The sequence below is a fragment of the Lysobacter sp. TAB13 genome (assembly GCF_052113885.1).
Taxonomy (GTDB): Bacteria; Pseudomonadota; Gammaproteobacteria; order Xanthomonadales; family Xanthomonadaceae; genus Lysobacter; species Lysobacter gummosus.
Genome location: NZ_JBFRDR010000006.1, coordinates 1 through 22385, shown reverse-complemented (window position 1 = coordinate 22385; position 22385 = coordinate 1). Strand labels below are relative to the sequence as shown.

Below are 22385 nucleotides of genomic sequence, written 5' to 3'. Positions count from 1 at the left end.
CTGGTTGGCGTCGTGGATCGCCCGGCCGCCGCGCGCGGAGCCGGCGCGCGGATGCGCCGGCCCCGCGCGATCGGCGCGGCGAAAGAAGCCAGTGAGCGCCGCACGGCGCGACGCGTCACTCGCAGAGTAGGCGGCGCTAACCGATAGCCGTGCTCGCAGGCTCCAGCGCGGCGATGTTCTCCGGCACGCGCTGGAAATAACGCGCCACCAGCCGGGCGTAGTACGGATGAGTGCGATTGAGTTCCTCGTGATTGCCCATGCCCGAGATGCGGCCGCTCTCCAGGAAGTAGATCCAATCGGCCTGCATCACCGTGGTCAGGTTGTGGGCGACGACGATGTTGGTGCGGCCTTTCATCAACAAGGCCAGGGCCTGCTTGACCTGATGCTCGGTCTCGCTGTCCAGGCTGGAGGTGGCTTCGTCCAGGATCAGGATGTCGGGATTGCGCAGGAACATGCGAGCGATGGCGATGCGCTGCCGTTGTCCGCCCGACAGGTTGTTGCCCTGCTCGATCAGCTGCGTGTCCAGGCCCTCGGGCATGCGCGAGATGAAGCCCAGGGCGCCGGCCTGCGCCGCCGCTTCCAGGATCATTTCGTCGCTGTAACTGCCGGTGAGGCCGTAGGTGATGTTGTCGCGCACGCTGCCGGGCATGATCGGCGCGCCCTGGGCGACGTAGCCGATCCGGCTGCGCCACGAGGCCAGGGTGAAGTCGGTGATGGGCCGGCCGTCGTACAGCACCGCGCCGTCGCCGGGTTCGTAGAAACGCTCGATCAGCGACAAGATGGTGGTCTTGCCGTTGCCGCTGGCGCCGACCAGCGCCGTGGTCGTGCCCGGCCGGAATTGCAGGGTGACGTCCTGCAACACCTTGCTGCCCTGCCCGCCCGGATACGAGAACGACACGTCGCGGAACTCCAGCAGGCCGCGCGCATGCTCCAGCACCTCGGCCTGCGTACTCGTGTCTTCCACCGCGTCCTGCAGCAGGGACGCGATCCGGGTGGAGGCGCCCTTGGCTTTCTGGAACTCGGCGGTGAAGTGAGTCAGCTGCACCACCGGCGTGGCGACGTTGATGATGTACAGCACGAACGCGGTCAGCGTGCCGATGGTGATGTCGCCCTTGCTGACCCGCATCGCTCCGTACACCAGGATCGCGATCACCGCGGCCATCAGCGCCAGGGTCATCAACGGTTCGATCCAGACGTTGACCTTGGCCTGGCGGATGCCGATCCGGCGGATGCCTTCGATCTCTTCGTCGCTGCGGCCGTTCTCGCGGGTTTCGGCGGTGAATGCCTTGACCAGGCGGATCTCGGAGAACACGTGGGTGAGGATCGCGCCCAACCTGGCGGTGCGATCCTGAGTGCTGCGGGCCAAGCCTTCCAGCAGCATGCCCAGCGGAATCACCAGCAAGAACGCGCAGCCCAGGCTGCCCAACAGCATCAGCGTCAGGCGCACGTCCAGCAGGATCAGCACCGTCACTGAACCTGCCAACAGCAGGACGCTGGTGAGCAGGTTGATGGCCTCGCGCGTCACCAGTTCGGAGATCGACTGGCAATCGTTCAACACCCGGCTGACCCAATCGCCGGTGCTGTTGCGATCGAACGCCGCCACCGGCAAGGCGACGACCTTGCGCACCAGCAGGCCGCGCAAGGTCGCGACCACGCCGTAACCGACCCGCGACAGCAGGTAGGCGGTCAAGGCCGTGGCCAGCGCCGAACCGGTCAGCGCCGCGGCCAGCAGCACGATGCTGACCGTCTGCACGCCGCCGGCCGGAATCTGATCGACCACCTGCTTGGTCAGCATCGGAAACGCCAGGGTGCTGGCCACGGCGACGAAAGAACTGGCCGCCGCCGCGGCCAGCAGCGCCCGCGACGGCCGCGCCGCGCGGATCAGCTGCGCGAGCGGACCGCGGAACAGGCCGGAGCGATTTGCCGCCGCACCATTCACAACAGCAACTCCATCTTGCCGAACAGCAACTCGGCTTCGCGGCCCTGCGCTCGCAGCGTCGATTCGACCAGACGCGCTTCCTTGAACTGGGTCGTCTCTTCCGAGTACAGGATGCTGGTGATGTGGGTCAGCCACGGCTCGGCGCCCATCGCGTAGATGAAGAGCCGCTCGGGATTGAAGTACTCGTGCATGCTCAGCGCCTTGGCCGAATCGCAGCCGTCCAGGCGCCGCGACTGGTCTTCGCCGCGGGTCAGCATCTTCTGCAGCAGCGGCCCGTACAGCCACGTCGCCGGCGCGCCCACGCATTCCATGCCCAGGAACAGGCAGTCCACGCGCGGGAAGATCGCCTTCAGCGGTTCGTAGAACTCCGGCGACGGCGGATTGGAGTCGGCGAAGAACAGGCAGGCGGACTGATTCATCTCGATGCCGAACACCAGCTTGGCGCGGATGTCCAGGTCGGCGTGTTCGCCGTAGAACGGCGCGCCGAGGATGCGTCCGCCCTTGAAGGTCACGCTCTCGTATTCGCTCAGCTCGGTGACGTTCTCGAAGCCGCAGCTTTCCAGCATCAACTTGAGCGACACGTCGGCCAGACCGCCGCCGCCGGCGCGGCCCACCACCACGTGATCGACGCGATGGCGCAGACGCAGCAAGGTTTCGAACACCACGTGGTCCTGATGCGGATGGGTGATCAGGACATAGTCGATGCGCTCGGGCAGATCGTCGAAGGTGAAGTGCGGAATCTCCGCCTCGCCCGGATAGCTGATCAGCGGATCGATCAGGATGCTGACGCCGGCGCACTGGATCATCACGCAGGCATGGCCGAAGTAACGGATGCGCGGGGTTTCCTGCGTCCACTCCGCGTCCAGCGCGGCCGGCTGGGGAACGTCCAGCATGCTCTTGAGCAGCGGCACCTCGCGTTCGGGTTCCTGCATGTACGGACGCAGACGCTCGGCCAGACCGTCGGCGTCGGTGGTGCCGCCGTACAGTTCGTTCCACAGCGGATCGCCGAACGGCAGGCTCAAGGTCACCGAGGTCTTGTCGGTCTTGATCTGCGGGGTGCTCAGAACGAAGGTGCGCGGCTCATAGCTGGCTTTTTCCAGCACGCAGGTCTGCAGCTGCGGCGCGTTGAGCGGGCTGTTGTAGAAAATCGATTCGATGAAGCGCGCGCCGGGCTGCTTGCTGACATCGTAAGAGATGTCCACGCCGTAGCGGATCAACTCATCGACCTGCGCGTACAGCGCCGGCACGCCGCTGCCCTTGGCCTGACTGAACAGCATCTGGTACAGGTTGTTGATCGCATCGGCGCAGCGCAGGTGCAGCGAGCACTTCTCGATGGTTTCATCGCGAAAGCGCGTCATATCGGCCGGATCGCCGGTGTAGTTGATGAACGGGCCGCCCAGCAGTTCCGGGGTGTTGGACGAAACCAGATGCTGCTCGGGATCGTCGATGAAGGAATCCAGCATCGCCAGGTGCGCGTGCTTGGTATAGAGGCCCAGGGTCAGCGGCGACATCAGGTAGATGTGCGCGAACCACTGGTTGACGAGCGGAACGCTGCGCACATCGGCGGACAAGGACTGAAGTGTGTTCATGTTGACTCGACTTTGATGGAGTGGTCTTTGGCAGGTTGAGCGGTGGTGTCGTGTTTGCCGGCGGCGGACACGACATGCAGCGGCCAGGCCTTGGCCAGGACGGCCGCGAGCTGGTTCACGTGGGGGAATCGCAATACGCTCATGTGATCGCCATGCAGCGCGTGGATATCCAGGTTCTTCGCGTAGCGGTGCCAGCCTTCGGCCTGTTCGGCCGGCGACATCAGCGAGCGCTGCACCGAGAGCGGTTTGTCCGATGCCTGGGCGTTGAGCAGCACCACCGGGCCGGCATAGACCGCGGCGGGCTGGTAGCTGGCGTTCAAGTTGGCGGTGAACACGCGCAGCAAGGCCTGCAGCTGCGGCAGCGAGGTGCGCGGCGGCAGCAGCCCGGCGTCGACCATGCACGCGAGCAGGCGCTGGTCTTGCTGGCGCGGATCGAGCGCGGCGAGCGTCTTCGCGCTCAGGCCCAGGTCGCGGGCCTGATCCATCTCCAGCAGATCGACGAACTGCGTCAGCACTTCCAGGTGATTGGACACGCGCACGCGCTGCGGCGGCTCGCAATCGACCAGGATCAGCGGTGCCACCGGTTCGCCGGCGCGTTCGAGCAGGCAGGCCAGCTCGAAGGCGATCCATCCGCCGAAGGAATGGCCCAGCAGGTGGTAGGGACCGCCCGCGCCCATCGCACGGATTTCCGGCAGCAGGGCCCGCGCCGCGGCTTCCACCGAGGCGTGCGGCACCGACTTGCCGTCGTGGCCGCGCGACTGCAGTCCGGTCAGCGGCAACTGGCCGCCGCAGGCCTGGGCCAGCGACAGGAAACAGCTGACGTTGGCGCCGGCGCCGGGGATGCAGAACACCGGCGAGGTGCCCGGCTTGGCCGACTGGATGACGATGCCGGCCTTGTGCGGATGCGACGGCGGCGGCGTGGGTTCGGCCTCGGCTTGCGCCAGCAGCGCGTTGATGCGCGCGGCCAGTTTGGCCACCAGCGGTTCTTCCATGATCGATTTGTGGGTGCCGCCGATCACTTCCAGGCGCAGGTAGTCGCCGGCCAGTTCGGCCCAGCCGTGCGAGGCGTCCTTGCCGGCGGCGATGTCGGCGGCGAACAGATACGTCGGCATCGGCAGCAACTGCGGGCGATAGCTCAGGCAGGCCACCGACAACTGCTTCATCAATGCCGCGCGCCACGACAGTTCTTCCGCGCTGAAGCTCGGCGGCAGCCAGCCGATGCTGCGGCAATGCGCCATCGCCGCTTCCAGGGTGCCGCGCGACTCCAGCGCTTCCACTTCGTCCTCGTCCAGGCTCGGGTCGAGATAGCGGATGTGGCTGAAGAGGAAATCCCAGCGGAAACGTTCTTCGTCCTGCGGCATGTCTTCCGGCCGCAGATTGCCGGGACGGCCGCTGTCGATCATGCCGAGGAACTCGACGCTCTCGTCCTCGCCCAGCAGCTGCTGAGCCATTTCGTAGGCCAGATGGCCGCCGCCGGACCAACCGGCGAGGCGATACGGACCGCTCGGCTGCACGCTGCGGATCGCCTGCACATAGCGCTTGGCGAGCATCTCCGCGGTGATGTGGCCTTCGGCGTCGCCGCGGTCGGCCTGCAGGCCGTAGACCGGCAGGTCGTCGTCCAGGTGCCGCGACAGGCGCTCGTACGACAGCACTTCGCCGGTGGGCTCGTGGATGAAGAACAGCGGTCGCCGCGCGGCGCCGAAACGGATCGGCACCAGATGCTTGGACAGCGGCGCGCGGGCGACACGGTGGGTGCGGCTCGCCACGTCCTGCAGCGCGGGCGTTTCCACGATGGTGCGGATTTCCACTTCGAAGCCGAGCTTGCGCAGGCGATCGACCACGTGGATGACCATCAGCGAATGGCCGCCGAGATCGAAGAAGCTGTCGTGGCGGCCGACCTGCTCCACCTGCAGCAGCTCCGACCAAATCTGCGCCAGCGCGGTTTCGATCTCGCCCTGCGGCGCCTCATACGGGCGTTGCGCATAGGCCTCGCCTTCCGGCGCCGGCAACGCCTGCCGGTCGAGCTTGCCGTTGGGCGTCAGCGGCAGCGCCTGCAGCACCACGCAGGCGGCCGGGATCATGTACTCGGGCAACTCGCGCGACAGCGCCGCGCGCAACTGCGCGGTCTGCGGCGCGTGCTCGCCGACCACGTAGGCGACCAGGCGCTTGTCGCCGGGGCGGTCTTCGCGCGCCAGCACCACCGCTTCGCGCACGCCCGGCAGCTTCGCCAGTTGCGCTTCGATCTCGCCCAGCTCGATGCGCTGGCCGCGGATCTTGACCTGATGATCGTTGCGGCCGAGGTACAGCAGCGTGCCGTCGTCCTGCCAGCGGGCCAGATCGCCGGTCTTGTACATGCGCGCGGCCGGGCGGTCGGAGAACGGATCGGCCAGGAAACGCTCGCCGGTCAACTGCGGACGGTTGAGGTAACCGCGCGCCACCTGCACGCCGCCGATGAACAGCTCGCCGGCCGTGCCCGCGGGCACCGGTTCGCCGTGACGGTCCAGCAGATAGATCGCGGTGTTGGCGATCGGACGGCCGATCGGAATGTTTTCCGGCAGCGCGTCGTGATCGCAGGACCAGGCGGTGACGTCCACCGCGGCCTCGGTCGGGCCGTACAGGTTGTACAGCCCCACCCCCGGCAAGCTCTGGCGGAAACGCCGCGCCAATGCGCCGGGCAAGGCTTCGCCGCTGCACATGACGCGGGTGAGGCTGGCGCACAAGGCGGTGTCGGCCACATCCAGGAACACCTGCAGCATCGAGGGCACGAAATGCATCGTGGTGATGCGCTGATCGCGAATGACTTCGGCCAGATAGCGCGGGTCCTTGTGCCCTTCCGGACGCGCCATTACCAACCGCGCGCCGGTCATCAGCGGCCAGAAGAACTCCCACACCGACACGTCGAAGCTCGACGGCGTCTTCTGCAGCACCGCGTCGCCGCCGCTCAGCGCGTAGGCCTCCTGCATCCACTGCAGACGGTTGACCACGCCGCCGTGTTCGTTCATCACGCCCTTGGGCTGGCCGGTGGAGCCGGAGGTGTAGATCACGTAGGCCAGCTGATTCGCGCGGACATCCGTCGCATCGGCATCGGTGTCCGGCAAGGACTGCCACGCCGAGGCGTCGCGATCGAGCTCGATCACCGTCAGGCCATCGCCGATCGGCAGGTCCGCGCGCACTTCGCTGTGGGTCAGCAACACCTTCGGCGCGCTGTCTTCGAGCATGTAGGCCAGGCGCTCGGACGGATACGCCGGGTCCAGCGGCACGTAGGCGCCGCCGGCCTTCAGCACCGCCAGCAGGCCGACCATCATCTCCAGGCTGCGCGGCATGGCGATGGCGACGCGCTCATCCGCGCCGACGCCGAGCATGCGCAGGTGATGCGCCAGCCGGTTCGACTGCGCGTTGAGTTCGGCGTAGCTAAGCTGCTGGCCGTCCTGCGCCACCGCCACCGTATCGGGCGTGCGCGCGACTTGCTGTTCGAACAGGTGATGGATGGCCTGCACCGGCGGATACGCGCGCGCGGTGTCGTTCCAGCTCTGCAGCACTTGCCGGCGTTCGTCCGCCTCCAGGATCGCGATGCGCTCCACCGGCTGGCTGTCGTCATCGGCCATGCCGCGCAGCACCGCCTTCAGGTACTCGGCATGCCGCGCCATGGTGGTGTGGTCGAACAAGGAGGTCGCGTATTCCAGGTTGCCGACGATGCGGCCGTCGATCTCCTGCAGTCCCAGCGACAGGTCGAACTGGGCGCTGCGGCGTTCGCCGCCGTCCAGGTCGCGCAGTTGCAGCGCGCCCAGTTCCAGCGACGACTGCGGCGTGTTCTGCCAGGTGAACATCAACTGGAACAAGGGGCTGTGCGCCATCGAGCGCGCCGGCTTGAGCACTTCCACCACTTGCTCGAACGGCACGTCCTGGTGCGCCTGCGCCTGCAGCACTTGCTCGCGCACTCGCGCCAGCAGTTCGCTCACCGTCGGCTCGCCGCTCAGGTCCAGGCGCAGCGCCAGAGTGTTGACGAAGAAACCGATCAAGGGTTCGACTTCGACCCGCGAACGATTGGCGACCGGCGTACCGATCACCACGTCGTCCTGCCCGGCCAGACGCGATGCCACCGCGCTCCAGGCCGCGAGCAAGGTCATGTACAGCGTGGTGCCATGCTTGCGCGACAACGCGCGCAGCGCCTCGCTCAAGCCGTCGTCCAGTTCCAGATCCAGACTGGCGCCGGCGTATTCCTGCACCGCCGGCCGCGGCCGGTCGGTCGGCAGGGTAATCAATGCCGGTGCGCCGGTCAGTTGCTCACGCCAGTAGGCCTGCTGTTTCTGCTGCACCTCGCCGCTGAGCCACTGCCGCTGCCACAGCGCGTAGTCGGCGTATTGCACCGGCAAGGCCGGCAGCGGATCGGTGTGAGTCGGCACGCCGTCCAACGCATAGGCGCGATACAGCGCGCTGAGTTCCTCAACCAGCACGCCCATCGACCAACCGTCGGAAACGATGTGATGCAGGGTCAGCAGCAGCACATGGTCCTGCTCACCGGCCTGCAACAGCCGTCCGCGCGCGAGCGGGCCTGCGGCCATGTCGAACGGCGCCTCGACCTCGATCCGGCTCCAATGCGCCACCTGCGCCTCGACATCGTCCGCGCCGCGCAGATCCTGGCGCAGCAGGCTGAAACGGCCGTGCCCGACGATTTTCTGCACCGGCTGCCCATCGACCACTTCGAACCGCGTGCGCAATGCTTCGTGCCGCTGCGCGATGCGGTCCAGCGCGGCCTGCAAGGCCTGCACGTCCAGCGGGCCGTGCAGGCGCATGCCGCCGGCGATGTGGTACGCCGCGCTGGCGGCCTGATCCATCTGGGTGATGAACCACAAGCGCTGCTGCGCGAACGACAGCGGCAAGGCCTGCGTGCGCTCGGCGGCCACGATGGCCGGCAGCGCCTCGCCCTGCCGCTGTCCGGCGACGCGGGCGAAATCCCGCAGCACCGGATGGGCGAACAGTTCCGGCAGGGCCACGTCCAGACCCAGCCGCTGACGCAGCCGCGCGGTCATCTGCAAGGCCATCAGCGAGTGCCCGCCCAGTTCGAAGAACTGGTCCTGGCGTCCCACCCTTTCCACCCGCAGCAACTCGGCCCAGATCTGCGCCAGCGCGGTTTCCACCGGCCCTTGCGGTTCCTCGAAGACGCGCTGGCCGAAGGCGTCGCCCTCCGGCGCCGGCAAGGCGCGGCGGTCGAGCTTGCCGTTGGGCGTCAGCGGCAACCGCTCCAGCGCCACGTACGCCGCCGGCACCATGTATTCGGGCAAGGACAGCTGCAACTGCGTGCGCAACGCATGGCTGTCCACCGACGCGTCGGCGGCCACGTAGTAAGCGACCAGGCGCTTGCTGCCGGGCACGTCCTCGCGCGCGGCGACCACCGCTTCGCGCACGCCGAAGCACTGCGACAGCTTGGCTTCGATTTCGCCCAGCTCGATGCGGAAGCCGCGGATCTTGACCTGATCGTCGTTGCGGCCCTGATAGTCGATGACGCCGCCGGGCAACCAGCGGCCGATGTCGCCGCTCTTGTACATCCGCGCCTGCGCATCGTCGGCGAAGGGATCGCGCAGGAAACGCTCCGCGGTCAGTTCGGCGCGGTTGTGGTAACCGCGGGTGACGCCGGCGCCGGCGATATGGATTTCGCCGCTCACCCCCGCCGGCACCGGTTCGCCGTGCGCGTCGAGGATGTAGATGCGGGTGTTGGCGATCGGCCGGCCGATCGGGCAGTAGCCCGAATCGTTCACGCCGGCCGAGGCTTCGTGCACCACGCAGCCCACCACGGTTTCGGTGGGGCCGTACTCGTTGACCAGACGCGAGTCCGGGCTGATCCGGCGCCACAAGGCCACCGTGGACGCCGGCAGGGCTTCGCCGCCGATCACGAACAACTGGCTTGCGCAGCCGGCGCCGAGTTCTTCCAGGCGCTCGCCGAGCGCGCGCAGATGCGAAGGCGTGATCTTGATCAGATGGCCCGCGGCGGCGCCGCGTATCCAGTTTTCCAGCCCGAGCAGTTCATCGCCGTCGCGCAACAGCTGCGCGACGCCACCGCTGATCAGCGGCAGATACAGGCTGGTCACGGTGGCATCGAAAGCCACCGGCGAAGAGACCACGGCATCGCGGCGTCCGCCGCCGCCGTAGTGGCCCAGCGCCCAGCCCAGGTAATGCGCCAGCCCGCCGTGCTCGACCATCACGCCCTTGGGCTTGCCGGTGGAGCCGGAGGTGTAGATCACATAGGCCAGGGTCGCCGCGCCGATGCCCAGCGCCGACGGATCGGGGTCGGCGTCGGACAGGCGCTGCCACGATGCGGCAGCATCGTCCACCAGCACCACGCTGGCGGTCATCAGGGCGCGGCTGGCCGGCAATTGCTCTTCCAGGCTTTGCTGAGTCAGCACCACCTTGGGCCGGCTGTCGTCGAGCATGAAGGCCAGACGTTCGGACGGATATTGCGGATCCAGCGGTACATAAGCGCCGCCGGCCTTCAGCGTGGCCAGCATCGCCACCACCAACTGCGGGCCGCGTTCGAGCAACAAGGCCACGCGCTGGTCCGGACGCACGCCGAGCGCGACCAGATGATGGGCCAGACGGTTCGCCTGCGCGTTGAGTTCGGCGTAACTCAGGTTGCCGTGCTCGGACACCACCGCCGGCGCGTCGCCGGCGCGGGCGGCCTGCGCTTCGAACCAGGTATGGATCAGGTTTTGCTCGCGCGCGGCGTGCTCCGGCGAGGCCGGTTCCGGCGTGGCTTGCGCGGTGTCGTTCCAGTCGTGCAGCAGCTGGCGCCGATCGTCGGAAGACAGCAACGGCAAGCGACTGACCTGGGTCGCTTCTTCGGCGACCATCGCGCGCAGCAGCCTCTGCCAATGGCCGATCCAGCGCTCGATCGTGGCCGCGTCGAACAAGGCGCTGGCGAACACCACCTCGCACTCCAGGCGTTCGTCCATCTCCGTGACCGACCACCACAGATCGTTCTGCGCGGTGGCTTCTTCCACCGGCATCGCCTCGATCTGCAGACCGGGCAGGATCAGGCCGGCGTCGGCCATGTTGTGCATGACGAACACGACCTGATACAGCGGCGTGTAAGCCAGGCTGCGCACCGGCTTGAGCGCTTCCACCACTTGCTCGAACGGCAGGTCCTTGTTCGACTGCGCGGCCAGCGCGGTGCCGCGCACCTGGGCCAGGAACTCGGCCACGCTGGGATCGCCGGACAGGTCGAAACGCAGGGCGACGTTGTTGATGAACAAGCCGATCAGCGGTTCCAGCTCGGTGTGATTGCGGTTGACCATCGGCGTACCGATCACGACATCGCCCTGCCCGGACAAGCGGCTCAGCAACGCCGCCCACGACGCCAGCAGGGTCATGTACAAGGTCGTGCCGTGGCGCTGGCTCAGTGCGCGCAGATCGCGGGTGATGTCGGCATCGACGACGAAGCGGCGGCTTTCGCCGGCATGCTCCTGCACCGGCGGACGGGCGCGGTCGGTCGGCAATTCCAACAGGCCGGGCGCGCCTTGCAGGTGTTCGCACCAATAGGCCTGCTGGCTTTGCAGCAACTCGCCGTCGAGCCAGCGGCGTTGCCATACCGCGTAATCGGCGTACTGCGCCGGCAGCGCCGGCAACGGATCGATATCGGCCGGCACCTCGTGCGAGGCGTAGGCGCGATACAGCTCGCCCAGTTCGTTGATCAACACGCCCATCGACCAACCGTCGGAGACGATGTGGTGCATGGTCAGCAGCAACACGTGCTCCTGCTCGGCCAGACGCAACAGCCGTCCGCGAATCAGCGGGCCGCGATCCAGATGGAAGGGTTCGTGCGCTTCGCGATGGCTGCACTGCGCCAGCTCGGCGGCGGGATCGGCGCTGGCGCTGAGATCCTGCCGCGACAGGGCGAAGCTCGCCTGCTTTGCGATGCGCTGCACCGGTTGGCCTTCGACCAGTTCGAAGTGCGTGCGCAAGGCCTCGTGGCGCTGCACGATCCGGTCCAGCGCCGCCTGCAAGGCGCTTTCGTCGAGCGCGCCGCGCAGGCGCAAGCCGCCGGCCATGTGATAGGCGCCGCTGGACTGTTGCCCCATCTGAGCGATGAACCACAAACGCTGCTGGGCGAACGACAGCGGAATCAGTTCCGGCCGCTGGCCGGACACCAGCGCCGGCAGGACATTGACCGCGGCCTGACTGACGTGACGCGCGAACGCGCTCAACACCGGTTCGAAGAACAGCGCCGACAACGGTACGTCCATGCCCAGGCGTTCGCGCAGGCGCGAGCCCATCTGCACCGCCAGCAGCGAATGTCCGCCCAGTTCGAAGAAGTGATCCTGACGCCCCACCCGCTCGACCTGCAGCAGCTCGGCCCAGATCTGCGCGAGCGTGGTTTCCACCGGCCCTTGCGGCGCTTCGAACTCGCGTTGCGCGTAGGCGTCGCCTTCCGGCGCGGGCAAGGCGCGGCGGTCGATCTTGCCGTTGGGCGTCAGCGGCAAACGTTCCAGCGTCACGTACGCCGCCGGCACCATGTAGTCGGGCAGTTCCTGCGCCAGCGCCGCGCGCAGCTGCGCGGTCGGGGCGATGTCGTCGCCGACCAGATACGCGACCAGACGCTTGTCGCCCGGTCGGTCTTCGCGCGCCAGCACCACTGCCTCGCGCACGCCGCTCTGACGGATCAGGCAGGCCTCGATCTCGCCCAGTTCGATGCGGAAGCCGCGGATCTTGACCTGATGATCGTTGCGGCCGAGGAACTCGATCGTGCAGTCGGCGAGCCAACGGCCGAGATCGCCGGTGCGGTACATCCGCGCGCCGATGCGGTTGGCGAACGGATCGTCGAGGAAACGCTCGCCGCTCAGCTGCGCGCGGTTGAGATAGCCGCGGGCGACGCCGTCGCCGCCGATGTAGAGCTCGCCGGCCACGCCTTGCGGCACCGGTTCGCCGTGCGCATCGAGCACATAGATCGAGGTGTTGGCGATCGGACGGCCGATGCCGGCCGGCGGCGACGCCGGCCGCACCCGATCGACCATCGACCACACCGTGGTCTCGGTCGGGCCGTACATGTTCCACAGCTGTCCGCAACGTTGCAGCAGCTCCGCGGCCAGATCCGGCGGCAGCGCTTCGCCGCCGATCAGCGCCTTGAAGCCTTCGCCGCCCTGCCAGCCCGCTTCGATCAGCAGGCGCCAGGTGGCGGGCGTGGCCTGCAGGATCGTCGCCGCGCGGCTTTCGAGCAGTTCCTTGAGAGCGGCGCCGTCCATCGCCTGTTCGCGATGCGCCAGCACGATGCTGGCGCCGCTGATCAACGGCAACCACAGTTCCAGGCCGGCGATGTCGAAGCTCAGCGTGGTGACCGCCAGCAGGCGGTCGCCGCGCTCCAGTCCGGGCTGTTCCTGCATGCTCAGCAGGAAGTTGCTCAGGGCGCGGTGCTCCACCATCACGCCCTTGGGCTGGCCGGTGGAGCCGGAGGTGTAGATCACGTAGGCCAGATGTTCGGCGCCGACCGGCGAGGCCTGAGCGTTGAGGTCGTGCTGCGGCAACGACTGCCATGCCGATGCGTCGCGATCGATCTCGATCACCCGCAGACCATCGACGACAGGCAGATTCGCCCGCACCTCGCCGTGGGTCAGCAATACCTTCGGCGCGCTGTCTTCGAGCATGTAGGCCAGGCGCTCGGACGGATACGCCGGGTCCAGCGGCACGTAGGCGCCGCCGGCCTTAAGGGTCGCCAGCAAGGCCACCAGCATGTCCGGCGTGCGCGGCATGGCGATCGCGACGCGATCGTCCGCGCCGACGCCCAGCGCCTTGAGGTGATGAGCCAAACGGTTCGAACGCGCGTTGAGTTCGGCGTAGGTCAGCCGCTGGCCGTCCTGCTCCACCGCCACCGCATCGGGCGTCTGCGCGGCTTGTTGTTCGAATAATCGATGGATGCACTGCAGTTGCGGATACGCACGCGCGGTGTCGTTCCAGGTCTGCAGCAGGTGTTGCCGTTCGCCGCCATCGAGGATCGCGATGCGCTCCACGGCCTGACCGTCATCGTCGGCCATGCCGCGCAGCACGGCCTTCAGGTAGTCGACGTGACGCAGCATCGTGGCGCGGTCGAACAAGGCCGTGGCGTATTCCAGGCTGCCGACAATGCGGCCATCGACTTCCTGCATGCCCAGCGACAGATCGAACTGAGCGCTGCGATGCTCGCCTTCATCCAGGTCGCGCAACTGCAGCGCGCCCAGTTCCAGCGCCGCCTGCGGCGTGTTCTGCCAGCTGAACATCAACTGGAACAGCGGGCTGTGCGCCATCGAACGCGCCGGCTTGAGCACTTCCACCACTTGCTCGAACGGCACGTCCTGGTGCGCCTGCGCCTGCAGCACCCGCTCGCGCACCCGCGCCAGCAGCTCGGCCACGCTCGGCTTGCCTTGCAGGTCCAGGCGCAGCGCCAGGGTGTTGACGAAGAAACCGATCAGCGGCTCGACTTCGACGCGGGCGCGGTTAGCGACCGGCGTGCCGATCACCACTTCGTCCTGTCCGGCCAGTCGCGACGCCAAGGCGCTCCACGCCGCCAGCAAGGTCATGTACAGCGTGGTGCCGTGCTTGCGCGACAGCGCCCGCAGCGCATCGCTCAAGTCGTTGTCCAGCTCCAGATCCAGACTGGCGCCGGCATATTCCTGCACCGCCGGCCGCGGCCGGTCGGTCGGCAAGGTGATCAGCGCCGGCGCGCCGGTCAGTTGCTCGCGCCAGAAGGTCTGCTGCTTGAGCTGGACCTCGCCGCTGAGCCATTGCCGCTGCCACAGCGCGTAGTCGGCGTACTGCACCGGCAGCGCCGGCAACGGATCGATCCGGGTCGCCACACCTTCCAGTGCATAGGCGCGATACAGCGCGCCCAATTCGTTGACCAGCACGCCCATCGACCAACCGTCGGAAACGATGTGGTGCAAGGTCAGCAACAGCACGTGTTCCTGCTCGCCCAAGCGCAGCAGGCGGCCGCGCGCCAGCGGGCCGGCGGCGAGGTCGAACGGCGCGGCGGCTTCGGTTTCGCTCCAATGCGCGACCTGCGCCGCGGCATCGGCGGCATCGCTCAGATCGTGCCGCAGCAGATTGAAGCGGCCGTCCGCGTCGATGCGTTGCAACGGTTGTCCATCGACCAGTTCGAAACGAGTGCGCAGCGCCTCATGCCGCTGCACGATGCGGTCCAGCGAGGCCTGCAGCGCATCCACGTCCAGCGGGCCGTGCAGACGCAGGCCGCCAGCCATGTGATAGGCCGCGCTCGCGGCCTGATCCATTTGCGCGATGAACCACAAGCGCTGCTGCGCGAACGACAGCGGCAGCGCTTGCGAACGCGGCGCGGCGACGATGGCTGGCAAGGCTTCGCCGTGCTTGTGTCCGGCGACGCGGGCGAAATGCTGCAGCACCGGCTGGGCGAACAGGTCCGACAGGGCCACGTCCAGGCCCAGGCGTTGCTGCAGGCGCGCGGTCATCTGCAAGGCCAGCAGCGAATGTCCGCCCAACTCGAAGAAGTGATCCTGGCGTCCCACCCGCTCGACTTGCAGCAGCTCGGCCCAGATCTGCGCCAGTGCCGTTTCCACCGGCCCCTGCGGCTCTTCATAGGCCCGCTGCGCGTAGGCGTCGCCTTCCGGCGCCGGCAAGGCGTTACGGTCGAGTTTGCCGTTGGAGGTCAAGGGCAAGCGCGCCAGCATGACGTAGGCGGCCGGCACCATGTAGTCCGGCAACTCGCGCGCCAGCGCGGCGCGCAGCTCGGGCGTATCGGGGACTTCGTCGCCGACCAGATACGCGACCAGACGTTGGTCGCCCGGCTGGTCTTCGCGTGCGATCACCGCCGCTTCGCGCACGCCCGGCAGGCGCGCCAGCTGCGCTTCGATCTCGCCCAGTTCGACGCGGAAACCGCGCAGTTGCACCTGATTGTCGATGCGACCCAGGTAAATCATCTCGCCCGAATCCAGCCGCTTGGCCAGATCGCCGGAGCGGTACAGGCGTTCGCCGGGGCGATACGGATCGGCGATGAAACGCTGCCGGGTAAGTTCGTCGCGATTCAAATAACCCTGGCCGACGCCGAGGCCGCCGACGTACAGCTCGCCCGGCATGCCGGCCGGCAGCAGGCGCTGGTGGCTGTCGAGGATGTAGGTGCGCGTGGTCGGAATCGGCGCGCCGATATTGCACGCGCCGCTGTCCAGGTCGGCCGCTTCCAGCCGCTTGAAGGTGACGTGCACGCAGGTTTCGGTGATGCCATACATGTTGATCAGTTCGACCCGCGGATGGACCGCGCGGAACTCGCGCAGCCGCGACGGGCTCAGCGCTTCGCCGCCGAAGATCACATAGCGCAGCGCGGCCAGCGCCGGCTCGCCGCGGCGCACCGCGATGTCGGCCAGGTGGTAGAACGCGCTCGGGGTCTGGTTCAGCACCGTCACCTGTTCGCGCTGCAGCAGTTCCAGGAACCGCTGCGGGTCCTTGCGCTCGGCGTGCGGCACGATCACCAGCCGTCCGCCGTACAGCAGCGCGCCGTAGATTTCCCAGACGGTGAAATCGAAGGCGTAGGAGTGGAACATCGACCACACGTCGCGTTCGGAGAAATCGAACTGCAACTGGTCGTTGATCATCAGGCGCACCACGTTGCGGTGCGACAGCAAGGTGCCCTTCGGGCGGCCGGTCGAGCCGGAGGTGTAGATCACGTACAGCAGATCGTCCGGCGCGTTGAGCGGCGCCGGATCGCTCGACGGCTGCGCGTCCACGGCCTCGCGGTCGCGATCCAGGACGATCGCCTGCACCGCCGTGTCCGGCAGGGACGCAGCGCGCGAGGCGCTGGTCAGGACGAAGCGGCAACCGGCGTCTTCCAGCATGAAACGCACGCGGTCCTGCGGGTACTCCGGATCGATCGGCACATAGGCCGCGCCGGCCTTGATGACCGCGAGCATGGCCACGATCATCTCCACGCCGCGGTCCAGGCACAGCGCCACCCGCTCCTGCGCCAGCACTCCGCACGCGCGCAGGTGATGGGCCAGACGGTTGGCCTGCTGGTTGAGTTCGCGATAGCTCAGGCGGACATCGCCGCAGCTCACCGCGACTCCGTCCGGCGTGCGCGCGGTCTGTTCCTCGAACAGCCGCGTCACGGTCTTGTCGTGCGGATAAGCCGCGTCGGTCTGGTTCCAGGCCAGCAGCTTTTGCTGTTCGGAGTCCTCCAGCAGCGCTACGTCGTCGATGACCGCGGCCGGGTCGTCCACCGCCGCGCGCAGCAGGCGCACGTAGTGACGCATCATCTGCTCGATCAGCCAGGCATCGAAGAAATCCGCGTTATAGGCCACGCGCGCCTGGAAGCCGTCGCCGGCCGGGAACAGATGCAGGTGCAGGTCGTACTTGCCGTAACCCAGGTTGGTTTCCAGCGGCAAGGCTTCGACCGCGCCGGCGCGGATCGGCCGGCCGCTGTCTTCGTCGTACTGGAACAATACGTCGAACAGGGCCGTGCGGCTCATGTCCTTTTCCGGATCGAGCTTGCGCGTCAGCAGTTCGAACGGCATGTCCTGATGCTGCAGGGCGCGCCGGCGCGTATGCGCCAGAGATTGCAGCAGGCGTTCGAAACTGCAGTGCGCCGGCAGCTTGGTGCGCAGCACCAGCAAGTTGGCGACCGGGCCGACCAGGGCTTCGAAGCCGGCATGGCCGCGGCAGGCCGCGCCGGTGCCGATGACCAGTTCGTCGTGGCCGGCGTAACGGCGCAGGAAGGCGTTGAAACCGGTCAGCAGCACGTCTTCGACGCTCACGCCGCGCGTGTCGGCCAGAGCGCGCAGGCGCGAGCCGAGTTCGCTGTCGAGGGCGAAGGCGTGACGCGCGGCGGTGAAGGTATGCACCGCCGGCCGCGGCCGGTTCAAGGGCAGTTCCAGCGCTTGCAGGCGGTCGTGCAGTTGCTGCTTCCAGTAGAGCAATCCGGCTTCGATGAACTCCGGCGTCTGCGCCGCCTGCCAATGGGCGTAGTCGCCGAACTGCAGGCCGGTCGCGGGCAGATCGGGGCTGCGCCCTTCGATCAGAGCCGCGCAGGCCTGCACCAGTTCGCGCGCCAGCGCCTGCATCGACGGGCGGTCTACGACGATGTGATGCGCGGTCACGCACAACAAGGTATCGGTGCCGTCGCCGCGCCACAGCGTGGCGCGCAGCAGGCGGTCGCGGCCGAGCGCGAACGGCCGCGCGGCATCGGCCAGCGCCGCTTCCAGCAGATATTCGCCCTGCACGGTGACGCGCGACAGCGTCAGCGAGCCGTCGCGATCCACCTGCTGCCAGGCGTGGGTGCCGTCGCTGCGGATCGAGATGCGCAACGCGTCGTGACGGGCGATGACGGCATTGAGCGCGGCCTCGATATGCTCGGCCGATACGCCGGCGTCGAATTGCAACAGCAAGGGCACGTTGTGGTAGACCGGCGAGGTCTCGTAGACCTTGCCGGTTTCGAAGGCGTCGATGAACCACAGACGCTGCTGGTGATGCGACAGCGCGATGCGTTCGCCGCTGTCGGAACGGTTCACGGCAGTCGCGGGCAAGGCCAGCGCCTGGGTGCCCGGCAGCGACAGATCATCGATGCGCGTGGCCGGTGCGCGGCTCAGCTCGATCAGCAGTTGGTTGAAATGCCCGGCCAGACGCTCGATGGTTTCCTCTCGGAACAGCGCCTGACTGTATTCGTAGGCCAGATGCAGCGCGCCGTCGCGTTCGGTGACGTACAAGGTCAGATCGAACTTGGCCGTGTGTTCCGGCGGCGGCAACGCCTGCATTGTCAGGCCCGCCAGCTGCAGATGCTCCATCGGCATGTTCTGCATCAGCAGCATCACCTGGAACAGCGGCGGCACGCCGGCCTTGCGCGCCGGCTTGACCACGTCCAGCACCTGCTCGAACGGCAGGCCCTGGTGGGCGTAGGCGCCGAGCAGATTGGCGCGCACCTGGCGCAGCAGTTCTTCGAAGCGCTGCTGCGGATCGATGCGGGTGCGGATCGCCAGGGTGTCGAGGAACAGGCCGATCATCGGCTCGAACTCGGCGCGGTCGCGGTTGGCGACCACCGTGCCCAGGCAGATGTCGGTCTGCGCGTTGTAGCGCGACAGCATCACGCTGAGCGCCGCGGTCAACACCATGAACGGCGTCGCGTGCTCGCGCCGGGCCAGATCGGCCAGCGCCTTGCTCGCGTCGGCGGGCAGCCACGCTTCGACCATGCCGCCCTTGAAATTCTGTTCGGCCGGACGCGGCTTGTCGGTGGGCAGGCTCGACATCGCCGGCGCCCCGGCCAGATGCGAACGCCAGTAATCCAGGTGGCGGCTCTCGGTGCCGGCATCGAGCCACTGGCGCTGGGCCACGGCGTAGTCGGCGTATTGCAGCGGCAGCGGCGGCAAGGGATCGACCGCATGGGCCACGCCGTCGACCGCATAAGCGCGGTACAAAACGCCGAGCTCATGGATCAGCACGCCCATCGACCAGCCGTCGGAGACGATGTGGTGCATGGTCAGCAGCAGCACGTGCTCCTGCTCGCCCAGGCGCAGCAGACGCCCGCGCACCAGCGGCCCCGTGCCCAGATCGAACGGTTCTTCCGCCTCGATTTCGCTCCAATATTCGACCTCGGCCTGCGCATCGTCGGCCTGGGTCATGTCCTGGCGAATCAGACTGAAGCCGGCCGCATCGCTCAGCCGCTGCACCGGTTGTCCATCGACCACGGCGAAATGCGTGCGCAGCGATTCGTGCCGCTGCACGATCCTGTCCAGCGCCGCCTGCAACGCGTCCACGTCCAGCGGCCCCTGCAATCGCAGGCCGCCGGGGATGTGATAGGCGACGCTGGCGTGCGCGCCCATCTGCGCGATCAGCCACATCCGCTGCTGCGCGAACGACAAGGGCACGACCGGCGGACGCGACTGCGGCTGCAGCGCCGGCTGCGCGCCGGAGGCGGCTTGATGGGTCAGCGCGGCGAATTCGTGCAGGACCGGTTGCGCGAACAGATCCGACAACGCGACTTCAAGACCCAGTTGCTGGCGCACGCGCGAACTCATCTGCACCGCCAGCAGCGAATGCCCGCCGAGTTCGAAGAAATGGTCGCCGCGGCCGACGCGTTCGACCTGCAGCAGCTCGGCCCAGATCTGCGCCAGCGCGGTTTCCACCTCGCCCTGCGGGGCCTCATAGCTGCGCTGAGCGTAGGCGTCGCCGTCCGGCGCCGGCAAGGCGCGGCGGTCAAGCTTGCCGTTGGGCGTCAGCGGCAGGCGCTGCAGCGCCACGAAGGCCGCCGGCACCATGTATTCGGGCAGTTCCTGCGCCAGCGCCGCGCGCAATTCCGCGCTGTGCGGCAAGGCATCGCCGACCACATACGCGACCAGGCGCTTGTCGCCCGGATTGTCTTCGCGCGCGAGCACGATCGCCTCGCGCACGCCGGGCTGCTGCGTCAGGCAGGCCTCGATTTCGCCCAACTCGATGCGGAAGCCGCGGATCTTGACCTGATGATCGTTGCGGCCGAGGAACTCGATCGTGCCGTCCTCGAGCCAGCGGCCGAGATCGCCGGTGCGGTACATCCGCGCACCCGCGCGGTTCGCGAACGGATCGTCGAGGAAACGCTCGGCGGTCAACTCCGGACGATTCAGATAGCCCAGCGCCACGCCCACGCCGCCGATGTAGAGCTCGCCGGCCACGCCTTGCGGCACCGGTTCGCCGTGCGCGTCGAGCACGTACACCGAGGTGCCGGCGATCGGCCCGCCGATCGGCACGTTGCTCATCGACTCGGGAACGCGGCCGATCTCGCAGGTGGTGGCGAAGGTGGTGGTCTCGGTCGGGCCGTAGCAGTGAATCAGATGGCGCGGGCCTTCGTGCGCCAGCAACCGCGCGAACTTGTCCGGATCGGCGCGTTCGCCGCCGCACATCAGATAACGCAGACCGGCCAAGGCGCGCGGTATCGCCAGCACGTACTGATTGAACAAGGCGGTGGTGACGAACATCGCCGTCACCTGCTGTTCGCTCAGCACCTGGGCCAGACGCGCGGGCTCCAGCAGCACGTCGGCTGCGATCACCACCAGGCGGCCGCCGTTGAGCAGCGCGCCCCACACTTCCATGGTGGTGGCGTCGAAAGCCGGATTCGATGCGAACGCCACGCGGTCGCCGCTATCGAACGGCGCGTAGCCGTTGTCGCGCACCACCCGGCCGATGGCGCGATGCGGCACCATCACGCCCTTGGGCTGTCCGGTCGAACCGGAGGTGTACATGATGTAGGCCGTGGTCTCGCTGTCCACGCTCGCGCCGAGGTCGTCGGCGGCGAGCGCGTGCAAGTCGGCCAGATCGAGATCCAGGCGCCGCGCTCCGCCCAGCGGCGGCAAAGTCTCATCGGAACGGGTGATAAGGATCGCGGCGGCGCTGTCCTGCAGCAGGAAGGCCTGGCGTTCGATCGGCGCGTTCTGGTCGATCGGCACGTAGCAGGCGCCGCATTTGAGAATGGCGATCTGCGCCGCAACCAGATCGGCCGAGCGCTCCAGCACGATCGCCACGCTGTCGCCCTCGCGCACGCCCAGCGAGCGCAGATGGCGGGCCAGGCGATTGGCCGCTTCGTTGAGTTGCCGGTAGCTGGTGTGGCGGCCGTCGTGAACGACGGCCACCGCATCGGGCGCGCGCGCGGCCTCTCGTTCGAACAGTTCGTGGACGCAATCGGTTTGCGTATACGCCGCGTGCGCGGCGCCCCATTGCTCCAGCAGCTGGGTGCGCTCGGCCTGGGCCAACACGCCGACGCGCCACGCCGGCGTTTCGGCCGTGCGCTCCAGCGCCTGCACCGCCTGCTCCAGCACGCGGTGCATGTACTCGCACATGCGCTGCGCGTCGATCGGTGAGGCGATCTGCAGGCCCAGGTGGAAATCCTGGCCGAGATCGTCCACCGACAGGCTCAGCGGATAGTTGTGGCGCTCTTGCGCGGCCAAGACTTCGACGCCGTCGCCCAGGCCGGCGTCGGACAGGTTGTCTAGTTCCAGCGTGCTATGGCGGTAATTCAACAGCGCGGAGAACAGCGGCGTGGACGAAGGCAAGGCGCTGCAGCGCTGCGCCAGCGCCAGCGGCGCGTGTTCGTGCCAGACCAGTTGCGACAGGCTGGCATGGGTGCGGCGGATGCTTTCGCGCACGCTCGCTTCGCCCAGGCGAATGCGCACCGGCAAGGTGTTGATGAACAAACCCATCGCGCGATCCGCGCGCGAGCCGCCGTGCATGCGTCCGAACAACACCGTGCCGAACACCACGTCCTCTTGTCCGGTGGTCTTCGCCAGCACCTGGCCCCAGGCCCAGTGGAATACGCTGGCCGCGCTCACGCCCAAAGCCTTTACCTGCGCGCGGATACGGCGCGACAAGTCGCTGTCCACCACGCGATGCGCCTCGCGAATGTCCTGACCGCCGCCCTGCACGTCCTTCAAGCCGAACGGCGCGGTCGGTTCCTCGACATCGCCGAGCATCTCGCGGAAATATTGTTCGTGCTCTTGCACGCTCACGCCCAGGCGCGCCTGGGCGACGAAATCGCGGAACGGCACCGGCTCGGACAGTTCATCGCCGCGGCCGCTCTGGATCAGGGCCAGTTCCTGCATCAGCAGGTCGCTGGTGATGTGATCCATGATCAAGTGATGCTGCAGCAACACCAGCAGCCAACGCTGCTGGCTGGCATCGAAGGCGGCGAAGCCGCGCATCTGCGGCGCGCTGCGCACGTCCAGGCGGTAATGCGCGGGATCGGTGTAGGCGCGCAGATGCGCTTCGACGTCGGCGCCGTCCAGCACCAGCGTCTCCACCTCGATCGTCGCTTCGCGCCAGACCACCTGCACCGGTTCGGGCAGGCCTTCCCACTGCACCGCGGTGCGCAGCACGTCGTGACGGTCGATCACCGTCTGCAGCGCTTCCACGAAGCCGTC

3 protein-coding genes are annotated in these 22385 nt (G+C 67.7%); all 3 read right to left on the bottom strand.

The window, feature by feature from the left end:
* Positions 1-136 precede the first annotated feature (136 nt).
* The 3 genes from AB4Y92_RS09095 to AB4Y92_RS09085 are packed head-to-tail and all read right to left on the bottom strand — an operon-like array spanning position 137 to position 22376.
* Positions 137-1939, bottom strand: a complete 1803-nt coding sequence (locus tag AB4Y92_RS09095; protein WP_441819328.1) for an ABC transporter ATP-binding protein — start codon at positions 1937-1939, stop codon at positions 137-139.
* The gene (locus AB4Y92_RS09090) at positions 1936-3528 is read right to left on the bottom strand and encodes an MBL fold metallo-hydrolase (protein ID WP_441819327.1); all 1593 of its coding nucleotides are present in this window, start codon (positions 3526-3528) and stop codon (positions 1936-1938) included. Before AB4Y92_RS09090 ends, AB4Y92_RS09095 begins: the two co-directional genes overlap by 4 nt.
* Positions 3525-22376: a non-ribosomal peptide synthase/polyketide synthase gene (locus tag AB4Y92_RS09085; RefSeq protein WP_441819326.1), complete on the bottom strand. Its 18852-nt coding sequence runs from the start codon at positions 22374-22376 to the stop codon at positions 3525-3527. The genes AB4Y92_RS09090 and AB4Y92_RS09085 overlap by 4 nt, the downstream gene beginning before the upstream one ends.
* Positions 22377-22385: the final 9 nt, after the last annotated feature.

Coding starts and splice junctions, on each gene's coding strand:
- AB4Y92_RS09090 (WP_441819327.1), bottom strand. CDS start 3,528: ATGAACACACTTCAGTCCTTGTCCGCCGATGTGCGCAGCGTTCCGCTC.